Source organism: Proteus sp. HMSC14B05 (assembly GCF_001808035.1).
Lineage (GTDB): Bacteria > Pseudomonadota > Gammaproteobacteria > Enterobacterales > Enterobacteriaceae > Proteus > Proteus mirabilis.
The window spans coordinates 25,140-41,815 of sequence record NZ_KV792007.1; the positions used below are offsets into that span (position 1 = coordinate 25,140).

Here is a 16,676-nt window from a genome sequence, read left to right on the forward strand (position 1 = left end):
TTGAAAGTAGCACTAAATGGCATCCTAATCAGTACTACTTATCAACACCCAGTTTATATTATGAGAGCCATTGGATAAACTGCAAAGAATTCAACACTCTTTTTCTAATAAAGTGCGTAAACCTGCTGCTTTATTTTCAATTTCAGCCCACTCTTGCAAAGGATCAGATCCCGCAACCACCCCTGCGCCCGCATAAAGCGTTAATGCATCATCATGCAATTCACCGCAACGCAGGCTAACCGCAAATTCGGCATGAGGCAAAGACAAATAGCCCGCAGAGCCAGCATACCAACGGCGTTCAAAAGGTTCATGTTGACGAATAAAAGTGCGCGCAATAGAGCGCGGTAAGCCACAAACAGCCGCGGTAGGTTGTAAACGCTGTAAACAATCCACATCATCAGCATGGATAAGTTTACCGTGGATATAGCGACGCAGATGTTGCACTTTACGTAAGCGGATCACATCTGCTGACGACACATCAATCCCTTCTATCCCACCTTGTAATCGCTGACAAATATCATCAACTACCACCAGATTTTCATGTTGATTTTTTTTATCGTTCATTAGCCAATCAGCAAATGCTCTGGCTTGTTGTTCATTATCAGAACTTGCCACAGTGCCCGCTAACGCTTCGGTATAAAGCACAAATTCATCGCGTTTATACAATCTTTCTGGTGATGAGCCCATAAAAGCATCAGTAGGTGAAAAAGCCAGCATATAATGATAACAATGATGATTAACATCTCGACTTGCTTTCATAAATTGAATAGCTTTTAACGGATTATCTAAGCTTAAGCAGGTTGCCCGTGCAGGTACTACTTTTTCAAATACGCCTTGATTGATTTCCTCTAAAGCAATATTAAGATAGTCAGTCCATTGCTGTTGCGTTAACGAGTGCTCTACAGATGTTACTTTGACAGATAAAGGTGCAATATTCAGTGCATTTTTAAGTGAGCGAATAAAAGCAAGCGCACTTTGCTTATCTTCTTCTGCCAATAAATTAATATGGATCGACAGTTGTTGCTGACGTCTTATCTCGATGCGAGGTAAAAAAAGGTAAGCATCATCCCCCTTTTCTTTATCAATACGCCCTGGAATAATGGTATCCCACGCGTTTAATCCCCAAATACGCACATCATCAGCATGCAATGAATGCCGATGTGTTGCTAAAAATCGATGAGCATCACGGATATGATTAAAGCACTTAACTTGTCCACAAGCGGCTACTTCTTCGCTTTCATCACGATGTTGCCAATAAAATTGCGGGTAATACGTTTGTGCTGCTAGCCATGAAAGTAAGGAAAATGACACCTCTGATGGCAAGATAACTTTCAAATGTAAAAGATCATCTTGTGCTGTCAGATTTATATTTTTAACTTTTTCGTACAGTGTCGAAAACACAGGATTAACCTTTTCCACTCTAAATACCTACTACTAATGAAAAGAAAGATTATACGTCTCTATAAGAATTATCAAAGTGCTGATTAATTATAACCTTTGTCATTTATCAAACTTTTGTTGTTTTCATGTTACAAAGGAGAAGCATTGACCAGATAATCGCAAATGGAAAACAGATCACTTCTAAATTATGCCTTAATCATAACAAATAATTATACATAAGAGAGGTTATATGGATACAACCACCCTTGATCATATAGATAAAGTGATTGAACAATACCAACTTCCCGAAGTCACTCTTAGCTTAATTCTAGGTAAAAATATCGATCATGGACGTAGTGCGGGTATTTTTACACCTTATGATCTTAATAAAATCAAATCTTATATTGATAAAGTATTAAAATTACCTTATCAAAAAGACACTATTATTGAATTATTAGGCTACGAAGATATTAACATTTCCCAAATATCAGCTGAAACTATTCAAACCCTCTTCTTAAATATGAGAACACATGCCTTTGAATGGCAAAAAATTGAATACTCAGTAAAACAGCAAGCTATTGATTTAGAGATCACCGGTAGAGAAATCACGAGCACAGGTGAGCAACTATTGGCATTTATTAATAAAATGCCAATTATAAAAAAAATAAATAGGAAAATTGAAGATATCACACCAGAAGAACTCAGTTCAATAAAATATTCAACACAAGATAAAAAAGTGTCTAAGCAACTTGTTGCCATTTTAGAAAGCATGAAAAATGATATTAATGAGCAATATAATAATACCTTAAAAATAAAAAACATGATTTATGATTTTAGAATAGAAATTGTGGGAGGTGAAAATAGTAAAGGTAATATATGTCATTCAATTTATTATGATATCATTAATAAAAAGAAATATATTAATGATTTTTTTGATAATAGTGATGACTCACTAAATGAACAGCGGATTTTATTAGAAAATGAAATTGAAATATTAAAAAAAGAGTATCAACACTTCGTGAAACTCGCCTTTACGGGGTTAGCATTCGGTATTATTGGTGTGATCATTACTGGAGGGATCTTTGGTTCAAAAGCTGAAAAAATTCGTAAAAAAAGAAATGAAACAATAGAGAAACTACATAATATCAATAAAGGAATAAAACAACAATCAACTATTTCTGAGTGTTTACAACGTTTTCAAGTCGATTTAGACGAAATAGAACAATATATTGAAGATGCTGATATGTCTGTGGAGCATCTTCTTTATATGTGGCAAACAATTTTAACTGAAATTAATGCTTCATTAATTAATTTTAAAAAAATTGATAATGCAATGGAGTTAATTAGATTTAGTATTTATTTAGAAAAAATCATTGCACCTTGGTATATGGTGGTCGGTTACTCAAAGGAAATGATGGCGGTATTTGATGAAGCTTTATCCTCTTTTTATTCATCTAAATAACAAAAGGAAATGTTATGAATAGCGTAACTTCACAATTACAGGAATTTGATTGCAATCAATTTTTCCATACTATTAAATCAATTAGAAAAATAACTTCTGAACTATTTGAACATGATAATATCTTAAATCATAATCTTATTACCATATCAATAAACAATAATAAAGTTTACGATGAAATAATTATTTTCTCTATTCTGCTAAAAAGCCGGCTAAACCAGAAATTGTTAACCGGGATATTTAAAAATATTAATGAAATTAATCATGCAATAGCTGATAGAGAGTTGACACAGCAATTATCAGAAAAACTGCTCCAAGAGAAAAAATTTATTGAACAGTTATTTAAAGATGAATTAACTGAATCTATAGAAATTATAGAAAAGCACATCAGTTTTATTAATGATAAAAAACAGCTCTTAACAACCACCACTATTATTAGTGAAATAGATAAATTAATTAGAAAAAAAGAAGAAATATCTATTGAAATCAATGAGAAAATTGCCAAGCAAAAGTTATCGATTAATGAAATTAAAGAACAACTCGATATAATTACTAAAAGTGAAGATATTATTTATAATAAAAATATCCTCGATTTTTTTACCTCTCACCTGCCAAGTAAACAGACAATTTCTAAACTGCAGTTGGCTTCTTCAGAAAAAGATATTCTCTCTGTTTTTGTCGATCTGCTAAAGCAATTTTTTACCCATCTGGAGAAAGGGTTTTCTTACCAAAAACTGGTAGAGACACGTCATACTCTTATTGATAACTATCTGATACAGATAAAAAATCTAACCAAACTAGAACAGAAAAAACAAGCTCTCTTATTTACCCTAAGTCGTTATTATGCAGTCACAGAAATCAATCAATATATTGATATGTTAAATCAACAATTATCGCTATTAGAGCAGTATTGGCATACATTAATAGAGCAACTGATACAATTAAAACGCAATCTTTCCGAGGCAAAAAACGTGCTCTCACCTCATCTTGTATTCCTTAATCACTTTTCACACCATTATCAATAATATTTTCACTAGCCAGACATCATAACCCCCTTAAAACAGGGGGTATGATTGGTATAGTAGATATAGAGCTGTTCAATATAATCTGGTGCATTCACTTTTTTATTTTAAAACGGAAAGTGTAATCCAGTATATATGCAATGATAGGAATAATAAAAATGAAGTGTATAACATAGGATATAAATAAAAAATCAGTAACCATTACTGAAGTATATTTATAATTAATAACTTGACATCCATTAAAATACCAAACAATCATATTGATTATATAGGGAATTAATAAATATATGATAAAACGGAATTTTTTATCAAAATTAATTTTTTTAATGAAAAATAGTGTGATTAAAGCAAGAGCTATCAGATAAGAAAAAAATGAATATGATAATATTTTCTGTATTTCAATAACTATTTTAGAGTTTACAGAATAGGGATAAAGTTTAAAGAAAAACTCATGAACTGTTTCTAAGTAAAAAACAACAATACTTATAAATAGTGATATTAATGTGATAAAAAAACTAGATTTAATAAGCACCAGATATCCCTCTTCCCTCCACGTTTAGAGTAGTATAGATCAATTCTGTTCATAAATTAGTTCTATTATTTTTCCGCTTGAGCTCTAAGTACTACAAATTCAATTATCTGAATGTTGGGATCATTCCACAATTGAAACAACAGTGAATAAGGTCATCTTCAGGAACAAGTTTATCAAGGGGGATTGTTGCGAACAAAAATTGCTGGGGAAGGTATTCTTTTAATATATCGGTTAGCTCACTATTTGTACTAACCTGAGTAGATCAAACTTCTAACTAAAAGCGAGGACTTTTCCGTAGTTTGAAGAGCCTGATAAAATATCAGGCTCTTTATCATAACAACGGGCAGATAAAAATTAATTTATCGCAGGTGCAATGATTGCAAAACGTGTCAGCTCAATCAATGGTTGTGGCCATACACCTAATACAATCACGATAATGGCGCAAACTAAAGTAATTAATGTTGCCATATTTTGTGATGTGGTCGTAACCGCTGGTGCATTATCGTTATCTGGTTTACGTAAGAAAACGATAGCTGCAGCACGTAGATAGTAGAATAAACCTATCGCACTACCTAACACTACCATGCCTGTTAACCACCACAAACTTGAATCAATACCAGCAAGAATAACATACAGTTTACCAATAAAGCCTAATGTTATTGGTACCCCTGCCAGTGATAGCATCATTAATGACATCACGATGGCAGCAACAGGACGACGCCAGAAAAGCCCACGATAATCTTCAAGAGACTCTAATTCACCTTTATTGTACGGGCTAGAAGCCACAGCAATCGCACCAAATGCACCTAAACTTGCAAAGAGATAACCTGCTAAATAAATCTCAGCGGTTTCTTGTGCCAGTATAGGGCTATATTGCAAGACAATTAATGCAACCAGTAAATAACCAAGGTGAGAGACAGAAGAGTAACCGAGTAAACGTTTTACGTTCTTCTGAGTCAGCGCCATGATATTACCAAACAGGATAGAGGCAATAGCCATAAAGCCTAAGATCATGCGTAATGTTTCGCTATCCGCCGCCGGTGCTTCAAGGAATAAGCGCATCACTACCGCAAATATACCAATCTTGCTCGCTGTTGCTAAAAATGCACCTGTTGGTGCTGGTGCACCTTGGTATACATCCGGTGTCCATAATTGGAATGGGAATAAAGAGAGCTTAAAACCAATTCCCACTAACATCATGCCTAACCCAGCAAGTACTAATGGTTTATGAATATTGCTATCACTTAAACTTTGCCCCATCGCCGTAAAGGAGAGATTTCCTGCTTCAGCATAAAGTAGTGCCATACCAAATAACAAGAAAGAAGAGGCCGCCGCAGAAAGCAGCATATATTTAATGCTCGCCTCCAGTGAAGGACGTTGTTGGAAAGCATAACCAATCAGACCAAATAACGGCAATGTTAATAACTCAATACCAATAAACATTGACGCCAAGTGGTGCGCAGAAGAGAGTAAAATACCGCCAATGACAGCAATCGCCACCAGCATATAAAACTCTTCTTTATTATCTTGATAGCCTTCCAACCAAGGATAAGCAAAAGCAACCGTGCCTAAACCAGCAATAATAGTTAATGCCGTAAAAAAGCTGGAATAACCATCTACATGGTAGAGGGTGGTCACATCAACTACGCCTAATGCATTAACGTAGTAAAGTGATCCGAGAGCGATGATAAAACCAGTTGCTGTCAAGGTGGCAATAGTAAAGTGATCGCGTCGCCACGCAATGGACAGCATCACAACCACCACCGTCAAGATGACGACTAACAGCGGTAGCATTGCGATCAATTGTTCAGGAGTTATTGTCATGGCGAATTACAGCCTTACTGTTGAAAGAGAAGCGGAATACCAAGTCTGGAGATTTTCCATTGCTGATATCGAAGTATCTAATACTGGTTGTGGGAAGAAGCCCAAAATAACCAATAAAACCACCAAGATAAACAGGATCAAAAATTCTCTCAGATTTAACCCTTTATAGGTTCTTTCTGCTGTTTTCGGTGAACCATAGTAAGCCTGTTGCATCATCCACAAAGCGTAGACAGAAGCAAAAACTAACCCAAAGACCGAAATAATAGTGATCAGCTTAAAGTGGCCATAAGTACCAAATAGGATCATAAACTCACCAACAAAGTTACCTGTTCCTGGCATACCTAAAGAGGCAACCGCAAAGAACAGTGAAAATGCTGGTAAGAAACGGATGCTTTTCCACAATCCACCCATTTGATTCATATCACGCGTACCTAAACGCTCATACAGCATGCCACACATGATAAACAGACCGGCAGCAGACAAACCATTGGTGATCATTTGAATAATCGCACCTTGGTAAGCCAAAACAGAGCCAGCATAAATCGCAATCACGATAAAGCCCATGTGAGAAATACTACTGTAAGCGGCCAGACGTTTAATATCCGTTTGACGGAATGCTAACAGTGCAGCGTAGAATACGGTGATTAAGCCTAGCCACATCGCAACAGGTGCCAGTAATGCAGACGCTTCTGGGAATAACGGTAAGTTAAAACGTAATAAACCGTAAGCGGCTGTTTTTAGCAAAATACCTGATAAGTCAACAGAGCCCGCCGTTGGTGCTTCTGCATGTGCATCAGCTAGCCAGCCATGAACGGGGACAATTGGCATTTTTACTGCGAATGCAGCAAAGAAGCCAAGCATCAGAATAAATTGCAGTTCACTACCTAATAAGGTGTGCGCTTGTAGTAAGGTGTCATAATTAAACGTCCAAATACCTGTTTTGCTGTAAAAAGCGACAGCTAAACCGATAATGGCCAGCAACATTAACAGGCCACTCGCCTGTGTATAAATAAAGAACTTAGTTGCTGCACTAACATGTTTTTCATCGCTACTTCCTTTATGTCCCCAAAGAGAGATAAGGAAATACATTGGGATCAACATCATTTCCCAAAAGAAGAAGAATAAGAACAAGTCAGTCGCTAAGAATACCCCCATAACACCTGCTAAGATCCACAGCAGGTTGAAATGGAAAGCCCCTTGTGATGGTTGATTTTCGCTCCATGAAGAGAGCACCGCTAAAATACCTAAAATAGCAGTTAATACCACCATCAATAATGACATGCCATCAAGTGCAAACTGAATATTAATCCCCAAAGCAGGGATCCACGGTACAAAGTAAAACTCTGTCCAGCGAGGTGCACCATCAACACTAATCAGTTGATAGTCACCTTGCAACCACAGTTGCACAGAAATAACGAGTGTTAATCCCATCGTCAGCAACGCAACCCAGCGAGGAACTTGCGAGCCGATTCGTTCCGCCTGCCAACTTAGCAGGCCACCGATGAAGGGAATAAGTATTAGCCAGGGTAATAACATGGCGCAATGTGTCCCTTAATTAAACCAGAAGCAGCAGAGCGATAACCAGCACTGCACCTAAACCGAGAGAAGCCGCATACCAACGCGCTAATCCGTTTTCACTGAAACTCAAGCCTTTATTGGCGCCTTTAAAGAGACAACCAAAGAGATTAAAGAATTGGTTAACAGGATCATTTTGGATAAGCCATGCCGCACCTTTATAAGGTTTGACAAACAGCACCTCATACAGTGCATCAAATCCCCATGCGTGGAACCACCATGTTGAGAAGAAACGCCCTGTTTTGGTATTTGCCACCTGAGAAACAAGTTGACGCTGTTTCAGGTATAACCATGCTGCAATGGCAACGCCTACAATCGCTACCACACCAGAAAGGATTTCTAATACATACTTACCTTCATGAGTAGCGGTGCTTTCTGGGAAAACATCGCCTAACGGTTGGGTAATTAACGCCCCAATAAAGGTTGATAACAACGCTAATATCGCTAATGGGAAAGTATGAGTGAAGCCTTTAACTTGGTGTGCTTCGGTTTTGGTTTCACCATGGAATACGATGAAAATTAAACGGAAGGTATAAAGTGACGTAAAGAATGCGCCAATTAAACCTGCTAACATTAAATTGAAATGTCCGTTTGCGTACGCACCCCATAAGATTTCATCTTTACTGAAGAACCCTGCTGTTAACAGTGGTAATGCCGCTAAGGCACCTCCGCCAATTAAAAAGCATGCATAAACAAATGGGATCTTCTTACGTAACCCGCCCATCTTAAAGATATTCTGTTCATGATGGCAGGCAATAATCACTGAACCTGCAGATAAGAACAATAATGCTTTAAAGAACGCGTGAGTCATTAAGTGGAAAATTGCGCCATCCCATGCTTGAGCACCCAACGCCAAGAACATATAACCAATTTGGCTCATGGTTGAGTAAGCAAGAATACGCTTGATATCGGTTTGTACTAAAGCCGCAAAACCCGCTAATACTAATGTCACTGCACCAACGATACCGACTAATTCTAAGATATCAGGTGCCATTAAGAATAGCGCATTACTACGAGCAACTAAGTACACACCAGCGGTAACCATGGTGGCGGCGTGGATCAACGCAGAAACAGGTGTTGGACCGGCCATCGCATCCGCTAACCAAGTTTGTAATGGTAGTTGTGCTGATTTACCTACCGCACCCCCTAAGACCATTAACATTGCCCAGTTAATGATGCTTGATCCTGCGGTCAGTTGTTCAGGAGCCAATACCGCCATTTCGCGGAAACTTAGCGTACCTAATTGATCAAACAGGATAAACATACCGATAGCTAAGAAGACATCACCAATACGGGTAACAATAAATGCTTTCATTGCTGCCGCGCCATTAGCTGGGTTGTTATAGTAGAAACCAATTAATAAGTAACTACATAAACCAACCCCTTCCCAACCCATATACATCAGCATCATATTATCAGCCAATACTAAAACAACCATACTCGCGATAAATAAGTTGGTATAAGCAAAGAAGCGAGAATATCCTTCTTCACCACGCATATACCAAGATGCATACATATGAATAAGAAAACCAACGCCAGTGATAACACCTAGCATGGTTAATGATAGGCCATCAAGCACCAACGTAAATGGGATAGTAAAGTTCCCCGCTGACATCCAAGTCCAGAGTGTTAAGACTTCTGTTTCTTGTCCGTGAGCAAAGAAATCTATCCCCACCCAAAGTGTCACTAAAGCTGATAAACCAACAGCGCCCGTGCCAATCCATGCTGATACATTTTCAGACCAACGACCACCTGAGAATGCGAGCAGTAAAAATCCCAGCAGTGGTAGCACAAAGGTTAAATAGAGTATATTCATCCGCGCATCTCACTGACTGTATCAATATTGAGGTTTTGGCGATGACGATGAAGTTGTAATAACAATGCCAAGCCAATACTTGCCTCTGCCGCTGCCAAACTGATTGCCAGAATATACATAATCTGACCATCTGTTTGACCCCAATAGCTACCACCAACCACAAAGGCTAGCGCAGCTGAATTAATCATAATTTCGAGTCCGATCAACATAAATAACAGGTTGCGGCGAAGTACTAAGCAAGTAAAACCTAACACAAATAGTACCGCAGCCAAGATCAAACCATGTTGAAGAGGTATCATTTTGGCTCCCCTACTTTTTCGTTTTCGACGAGATCGTCATGGCTCTGATCACGACCGATGTGATAAGCAACAATTAATCCTGACAATAAGAGAACGGAGGCTAACTCAACAGCCAGAATATAAGGCCCAAATAAGCTAATACCGACTTCTTTCGCCCCAATAATCTCGCCACTAATCTCACCATGAGTGACACTACTAATTGCATAAACCAATACAATTAACAGTACCAGAGACAAAATCGCCGGCCCTATCCAAAATCTAGGCTGTAACCATTTTCTCTCTTGCTCAACGACCGATTTTCCTAAGTTAAGCATCATCACAACGAATACGAATAGCACCATAATCGCGCCGGCGTAAACGATGATCTCTAAAGCACCTGCAAAATAGGCACCTAACGAGAAGAACACCACTGAAAGGCCAATTAATGAAACAATCAGATACAGCAGTGCGTGTACCGGATTGGTATGCGTTATTACTCTTAAAGTGGCAAGGATTGAAATCAGTCCTGCAATATAAAATGCAAATTCCATGAATATCGCTCCTTACGGTAACAGGCTTTTGACATCGATAGGTTTCGCTTCATCATCTGCTTCACCTTTATCTTTGCCATTAATCGCCATACCTGTTTTACGGTAAAAGTTATATTCAGGATATTTACCAGGCCCTGAAATTAATAAATCGTCTTTTTCATAAACCAGATCTTGACGCTTAAATTCACCCATTTCGAAATCAGGGGTTAATTGTAGAGCCGTTGTTGGACATGCTTCTTCACATAAGCCACAAAAGATACAACGCGAAAAGTTGATACGGAAAAACTCAGGATACCAACGACCATCTTCATGTTCTGCTTTTTGTAATGAGATACAACCAACAGGGCACACCGCTGCGCACAAGTTACAAGCAACACAACGCTCTTCACCATCAGGATCACGGGTCAATACAATACGTCCACGATAACGCGGTGCAACATTGACAGGTTCTTCCGGGTACATCTGCGTTTCGCGTTTGGCAAAGGCGTGTAAGCCAATCATCCAAATGCTGCGTACCTGGGTGCCGAAACCAGTCACTAACTCTTTTAAAGTCATGGTTCAATCACCCCTTATTGAGCGTTGTAGAGGATCACTGCAGCAGTGACCAACAGATTGATTAAAGTTAACGGTAAGCAGATCTTCCAACCAAAAGCCATCACTTGGTCATAACGCGGACGCGGTAATGATGCACGGATCAGAATAAACATCATCATGAAGAATCCTGTTTTCAGTGCAAACCAAACGAATGACGGTAAGAAAGGACCTTGCCAACCACCGAAGAATAACGTCACTATTAAGCCAGAAACGGCAACGATACCGATATATTCACCGACAAAGAACAGACCGAATTTCATACCGGAATATTCAATGTGATAACCATCAGCCAACTCTTGCTCTGCTTCGGGTTGGTCAAAAGGATGACGGTGACAAACGGCAACGCCAGCAATCGCAAAGGTAATAAAGCCAAAGAATTGTGGGATAATGTTCCACATATGGGCTTGCGAATTGACAATATCCGTTAAGTTAAACGAACCCGCTTGTGCCACAACACCTAAAATAGAAAGTCCTAAGAAAACCTCATAACTAACTGTTTGTGCTGAAGCACGCATTGCACCTAATAACGAATATTTATTGTTACTTGACCAGCCAGCAAATAAAACGGCATACACCGCTAAACCCGCTACCATCAAGAAAAATAAAATACCGATGTTTAAATCAGCCACAACCCAGGTTGAGCTAACTGGCACAATAGCAAATGACAATAATAAGGAAGAAAAGGCAATCACTGGTGCTATGGTAAAGATAAAGCGATCAGCAAATTTTGGGATCCAGTCCTCTTTAAAGAACATTTTGATCATATCCGCAATTAACTGTGCTGAACCAGCATAACCTACACGGTTAGGCCCATAACGGTTTTGGAATAATCCCAGTAGACGACGCTCCCCCATACTCATAAAAGCACCACAAGTGACAACCACCAGCAAGATCACCACGGCTTTTAAAACAGTGAGTAAAATCTCTGTAACTTCAGGAGATAACCAGCTCATTATGCAATACCCCGCAGTTGACGAACCGATACACCCACCAGTGATGGCGAAATGCCAGCCATCCCTAACGGAAGGCCAATTTGACCTCGAGTTAAGTGAGCACTGATTTTCACAGGTAAGGTGAATTCACGACCTTCGTAAGTAAACATCGCTTGTTGACCTTGAGATAATGCTAATGCGATGGCATCAGATTCACTCACGGTTAAATAAGCGTTGTCCATACGTTGTTGGATCACTTGTGAACGTTGCGATAACTCTTCGCTACCAAACAGACGATAGTAAGGAGCTACAACCCATTGATTTTCAACTAGGTTAAAGGCTGGTGGAATATCAGTGAAATAACCTAATGTGTTATCACTGCATTCGATTAAGCGTACACCCGGATCACCAAAACGTAAGCTTCCCCCGACTTCAGACTGGAACTTATTCCATGCTTGTGGTGAGTTCCAACCCGGTGCCCATGCAAATGGAATTTGCTGGCGAGGAGCCGTTGGGCTGTTGTTTCCTTCCATAGAGAAAGCAAATGGGCTATCGATATCTTTAGGTTGACGCTGTTCATGTACTGAAACATTTGCCAACATGGAAGTACGACCACTATAACGATGCGGTTCACGGGCTAATTTTTGACCACGAATACGGAATGATGCATTAGGTGCCGCATTCACAATACCGGCAAATTGCGGTAGACGCGTTGCACATAACTCTATCACATGATCTAACTGCGTCCAGTCAAGATTACCTTCATGCCATTGTGAATCAACAGCACTTAGCCAACGCCAGCTTTCATGCATCACCACTTCTTTGTTATAGAAAGAAGGTTCAAACACTTGGAAGTAACGTTGCGCTCTGCCCTCTTGACTCACCATAGTGCCATCACTTTCAGCAAAGGAGGAAGCAGGTAACACAAGGTGTGCTTTTTCCATGATCTCAGTTTGCTGATGGTCAATCACAATTAGGTGATCCACTTTAGCAATCGCGTCATCAATGACGTCGGCGGCAAAATGGCGATACAAGTCGTTTTCCATCACAATAGCGCTATCTGCTTGACCACTACGCATCACTTTCAATGCGTCATCCAGTGGTTTCGCTTTCATCATCGCCAGCCCCATGCTATTGGCATCATCTGCCACATAAGAGAGACCAACTTCGCTCCCCTTGGCTTTTAAGGCAAAAGCGATATTAGCAGCCGCTTTGATAACCTCTTCGCTACCGGCATGACTACCACTAATGATTAACGGTTTTTTCGCTTGCGATAAGGCTTGAACAATCATGTCAATCTGTTTATTCAACGCTTCATCTAAGCCATCAACCGCAGGAGCTTCACCATTAATATGATGGGCAATGGCAAAACCTAAACGCGCTTGTTCAACCACCGGCGCACGATAACTCCAAGCGGCAACATCATCCAGACGAGTTTCATCAACATGGGTGACAAACAGTGGATATTTCGCCCGTTGACCGATATTCATGATGGCGGCAATTTGCCAATCAGCCACTTTTTGTGCGGCTGCCATCTCACGTGCTTTACCTTTTACGGCTTGACGTACTGACAGTGCCATACGAGCACCTGTCTGTGTTAAGTCTTCACCTAACACCAGTACTGCGTCATAGTCTTCAATCTCACGGAGAGATGGAGTATAAACGCCACCTTTTTGTAAAATATCCAGCATTAAGGTCAAGCGAGCCTGCTCTGCAGCTGAAATACCACTATAGAAATTTTCAGCACCAACCACTTCACGTAAAGCAAAGTTGCTTTCAATACTGGCTCGTGGTGAGCCGATACCGACAACACGTTGCCCTTTCTTCAGCATTTCTGCAGCGGCTTGCGTTGCTTGTGCTGCACTGATTTCAAGCCAGTTACTGCCTAAACGTTTTTTAGGTTGACGAGGTCTACTCGCTAAATTGACATAACCGTAGCCAAAACGACCACGATCACAAAGGAAGTAACGGTTTACTGTACCGTTATAACGGTTTTCAATACGACGCAATTCACCATAGCGCTCACCTGGGCTGATATTGCAACCCATGCTACAACCTTGACAAATACTAGGGGCAAACTGCATATCCCACTTACGGTTATAACGTGATGAGTGAGTTTTGTCAGTAAAGACACCCGTTGGACAAATCTCAACTAAGTTACCTGAGAATTCGCTCTCTAATGTGCCATCTTCAACCCGTCCAAAGAACACGTTGTTATGTGCACCAAAGACACCCAGATCAGTGCCATCAGCATAATCTTTGTAGTAACGAACACAGCGGTAACAAGCAATACAGCGGTTCATTTCATGAGAAATAAACGGCCCTAACTCTTGATTTCTATGTGTACGCTTAGTAAAGCGATAGCGACGCATAGTATGACCTGTCATAACGGTCATATCTTGAAGGTGGCAGTTTCCCCCTTCTTCACAAACAGGACAATCGTGAGGATGGTTAGTCATATACCATTCAACAACGCTTTCGCGGAATTTTTTCGCTTCTTCGTCATCAATGGAGATAAACGTGCCATCAGCCGCAGGTGTCATACAAGACATTACCAAACGACCGCGGGTATCCTCAGCATTTTGATACTGCTTAACCGCACACTGGCGGCAAGCGCCAACGCTTCCCAGCGCTGGGTGCCAGCAAAAATAAGGAATATCTAAGCCTAAATTAAGACAGGCTTCTAACAGGTTATCAGCCCCGTTAACTTCATATTCTTTGCCGTCTACATGAATCGTAGCCATAGTCAGCATGCTTCCCAAAGGCCTGCATTGCAGGCGTTAAACCTAGAATGTATCGTGAAAAACTACCAGCGGCTTTTCAGCAAGTTAGGCTGAATACCACGGATAAGATTGGCATTGGTATAGTCTTCTTGAATAATGCCAGCCTCAAATTCTTCACGGAAATATTTGATTGCGCTTTGTAAAGGCTCTACTGCCCCTGGTGCGTGAGCACAGAATGTGTGCCCTGGGCTTAAAGAGCGGCAGAGGTGCTCAAGAGTCTCAATATCACCAGGACGACCTTGACCTTTTTCTATCGCGCGTAAGATTTCGACACTCCATGGCAAGCCATCACGACAAGGTGTACACCAGCCACAAGATTCACGCGCAAAGAACTCTTCCAAGTTACGGGTTAATGAAACCATGTTAATTTCATTATCTACCGCCATCGCCAACGCAGTACCTAAACGGCTACCAGCTTTGGCGATCGTGCCAAAATCCATAGGGAGATCGAGATGATCTTCTGTTAAGAAATCCGTTCCTGCACCACCGGGTTGCCAAGCTTTTAATTTCAGTCCATCACGCATCCCCCCCGCATAATCTTCTAAGATTTCACGAGCTGTAGTACCAAAAGGTAATTCCCATAAGCCTGGATATTTCACGCGACCAGAGAATCCCATTAATTTAGTACCTGCATCTGGACTTTTACCGGCGCTTAAACCGATATACCAATCTTTGCCATGCTCAATAATCGCGGGTACGTTACACAGCGTTTCAACGTTATTCACGCAGGTAGGTTTTCCCCAAGCACCGGAGGTTGCTGGGAATGGCGGTTTCGAGCGAGGGTTAGCACGACGACCTTCCAGTGAGTTGATCAGTGCTGTTTCTTCACCACAGATATAACGACCTGCTCCTGTGTGAACAAATAGCTCAAAATCGATACCAGAGCCGAAGATATTTTTGCCTAAAAAACCCGCTGCTTTGGCTTCTTCAATAGCATGACGCAGGTGCTTAGCCGCTTCAATATATTCACCACGTAGGAAAATATAACCACGATAAGCTTTCAGTGCATGCGCACCGATAATCATCCCTTCGATTAACAGATGTGGCAATTCTTCCATTAACAGGCGGTCTTTATAGGTTCCCGGCTCCATTTCATCTGCATTACAAAGGATGTAACGGATATTCATACTTTCATCTTTTGGCATCAGACTCCATTTCAAGCCTGTTGAGAATCCAGCACCACCACGTCCTTTTAAGCCTGCATCTTTAACTTCAGAGGTCACCTCATCAGGTGCCATGCTTTTTAATGCTTTTTCTGCCGCTTTATAACCGTTTTTTGCACGGTATTCATCCAGCCATACTGGCTGACGATCATCACGTAAGCGCCACGTTAGCGGATGCGTTTCTGCGCTACGAATAATCGGTTTTGCTCCTGAAATTGCTGTCATGGATACTGCTCCAGTAACGTTTCAATCTCTTCAGGTTTAACAAAACTGTGAGTATCGTCATCTACCATCATAGTAGGACCTTTGTCACAGTTACCTAAACAACAGGTTGGCAGTAAGGTAAAACGACCATCTGGTGTTGTTTGGCCAGGAAGGATATTGAGGTGCTTCTCAATAGCTGCCTGAATGCCTTGATAACCTGTAATATGGCAAACCACACTGTCACAAAAACGAATAATGTGACGGCCGACGGGTTGGCGGAAAATTTGACTATAAAAGGTTGCTACCCCTTCTACATCGCTAGCCGGTATACCAAGCACATCTGCAATAGCATAGATAGCACCGTCTTCAACCCAACCTCGATTTTTTTGCACTATTTTCAGCGCTTCAATCGATGCAGCACGGGGATCTTCATAGTGATGTTTTTCTTGTTCAATTTCAGCACGCTCTTCTTGCGTTAAAACAAACGTGTTTTTCTTTGAATAAGTTACATCAACGATTTCAATCTTCGCGGCATCCTCTTTATGGTTTAATTCATTTTGCAT

The 16,676-nt window shown here is 40.4% G+C and carries 13 protein-coding genes; 2 read left to right on the forward strand and 11 right to left on the reverse strand.

The genetic code is table 11. The features are described 5' to 3' along the window. Nucleotides 1–90: 90 nt before the first annotated feature. Nucleotides 91–1,419 (reverse strand): isochorismate synthase, encoded by a 1,329-nt coding sequence (locus HMPREF3129_RS18025; protein WP_004243673.1) that lies wholly within the window; start codon nucleotides 1,417–1,419, stop codon nucleotides 91–93. Between the two features lie 211 nt (nucleotides 1,420–1,630). Between HMPREF3129_RS18025 and HMPREF3129_RS18030 the strand changes: the two genes are divergently transcribed. Next, entirely contained in the window at nucleotides 1,631–2,842 is a 1,212-nt protein-coding gene (locus tag HMPREF3129_RS18030) for an alpha-xenorhabdolysin family binary toxin subunit A (RefSeq protein ID WP_004243675.1), read from the forward strand. Between the two features lie 14 nt (nucleotides 2,843–2,856). After that, nucleotides 2,857–3,864: an alpha-xenorhabdolysin family binary toxin subunit B gene (locus HMPREF3129_RS18035; RefSeq protein ID WP_036918625.1), complete on the forward strand. Its 1,008-nt coding sequence runs from the start codon at nucleotides 2,857–2,859 to the stop codon at nucleotides 3,862–3,864. Nucleotides 3,865–4,747: 883 nt separating this feature from the next. Here the strand turns inward: HMPREF3129_RS18035 and nuoN are convergent. The 10 genes from nuoN to nuoE all read right to left on the reverse strand — a co-directional run bounded on the left by nuoN (nucleotide 4,748) and on the right by nuoE (nucleotide 16,676). Continuing rightward, complete coding sequence (nuoN, locus tag HMPREF3129_RS18045; RefSeq protein ID WP_004243680.1) at nucleotides 4,748–6,217, reverse strand: NADH-quinone oxidoreductase subunit NuoN; 1,470 nt, start codon at nucleotides 6,215–6,217, stop codon at nucleotides 4,748–4,750. A gap of 6 nt (nucleotides 6,218–6,223) precedes the next feature. Then, the gene (gene nuoM, locus HMPREF3129_RS18050; RefSeq protein ID WP_004243685.1) at nucleotides 6,224–7,753 is read right to left on the reverse strand and encodes an NADH-quinone oxidoreductase subunit M; all 1,530 of its coding nucleotides are present in this window, start codon (nucleotides 7,751–7,753) and stop codon (nucleotides 6,224–6,226) included. A 19-nt stretch (nucleotides 7,754–7,772) separates the two neighbouring features. Further along, entirely contained in the window at nucleotides 7,773–9,608 is a 1,836-nt protein-coding gene (gene nuoL / locus HMPREF3129_RS18055) for an NADH-quinone oxidoreductase subunit L (protein ID WP_070487167.1), read from the reverse strand. Continuing rightward, complete coding sequence (gene nuoK / locus HMPREF3129_RS18060; protein ID WP_004243687.1) at nucleotides 9,605–9,907, reverse strand: NADH-quinone oxidoreductase subunit NuoK; 303 nt, start codon at nucleotides 9,905–9,907, stop codon at nucleotides 9,605–9,607. Before nuoK ends, nuoL begins: the two co-directional genes overlap by 4 nt. Further along, nucleotides 9,904–10,437: an NADH-quinone oxidoreductase subunit J gene (gene nuoJ / locus HMPREF3129_RS18065; RefSeq protein ID WP_004243688.1), complete on the reverse strand. Its 534-nt coding sequence runs from the start codon at nucleotides 10,435–10,437 to the stop codon at nucleotides 9,904–9,906. Before nuoJ ends, nuoK begins: the two co-directional genes overlap by 4 nt. Nucleotides 10,438–10,449: 12 nt before the next feature. Then, nucleotides 10,450–10,992 carry an NADH-quinone oxidoreductase subunit NuoI gene (gene nuoI / locus HMPREF3129_RS18070; RefSeq protein ID WP_004243689.1) on the reverse strand — a complete coding sequence of 181 codons (543 nt, stop codon included), beginning with the start codon at nucleotides 10,990–10,992 and terminating at the stop codon, nucleotides 10,450–10,452. Between the two features lie 14 nt (nucleotides 10,993–11,006). Then, nucleotides 11,007–11,984 (reverse strand): NADH-quinone oxidoreductase subunit NuoH, encoded by a 978-nt coding sequence (nuoH, locus tag HMPREF3129_RS18075; RefSeq protein WP_004243690.1) that lies wholly within the window; start codon nucleotides 11,982–11,984, stop codon nucleotides 11,007–11,009. Continuing rightward, entirely contained in the window at nucleotides 11,984–14,707 is a 2,724-nt protein-coding gene (nuoG, locus tag HMPREF3129_RS18080) for an NADH-quinone oxidoreductase subunit NuoG (protein WP_170827684.1), read from the reverse strand. The genes nuoH and nuoG overlap by 1 nt, the downstream gene beginning before the upstream one ends. A 62-nt stretch (nucleotides 14,708–14,769) precedes the next feature. After that, entirely contained in the window at nucleotides 14,770–16,134 is a 1,365-nt protein-coding gene (nuoF, locus tag HMPREF3129_RS18085) for an NADH-quinone oxidoreductase subunit NuoF (RefSeq protein WP_004243692.1), read from the reverse strand. Next, nucleotides 16,131–16,676: an NADH-quinone oxidoreductase subunit NuoE gene (gene nuoE, locus HMPREF3129_RS18090; protein WP_036918629.1), complete on the reverse strand. Its 546-nt coding sequence runs from the start codon at nucleotides 16,674–16,676 to the stop codon at nucleotides 16,131–16,133. The genes nuoF and nuoE overlap by 4 nt, the downstream gene beginning before the upstream one ends.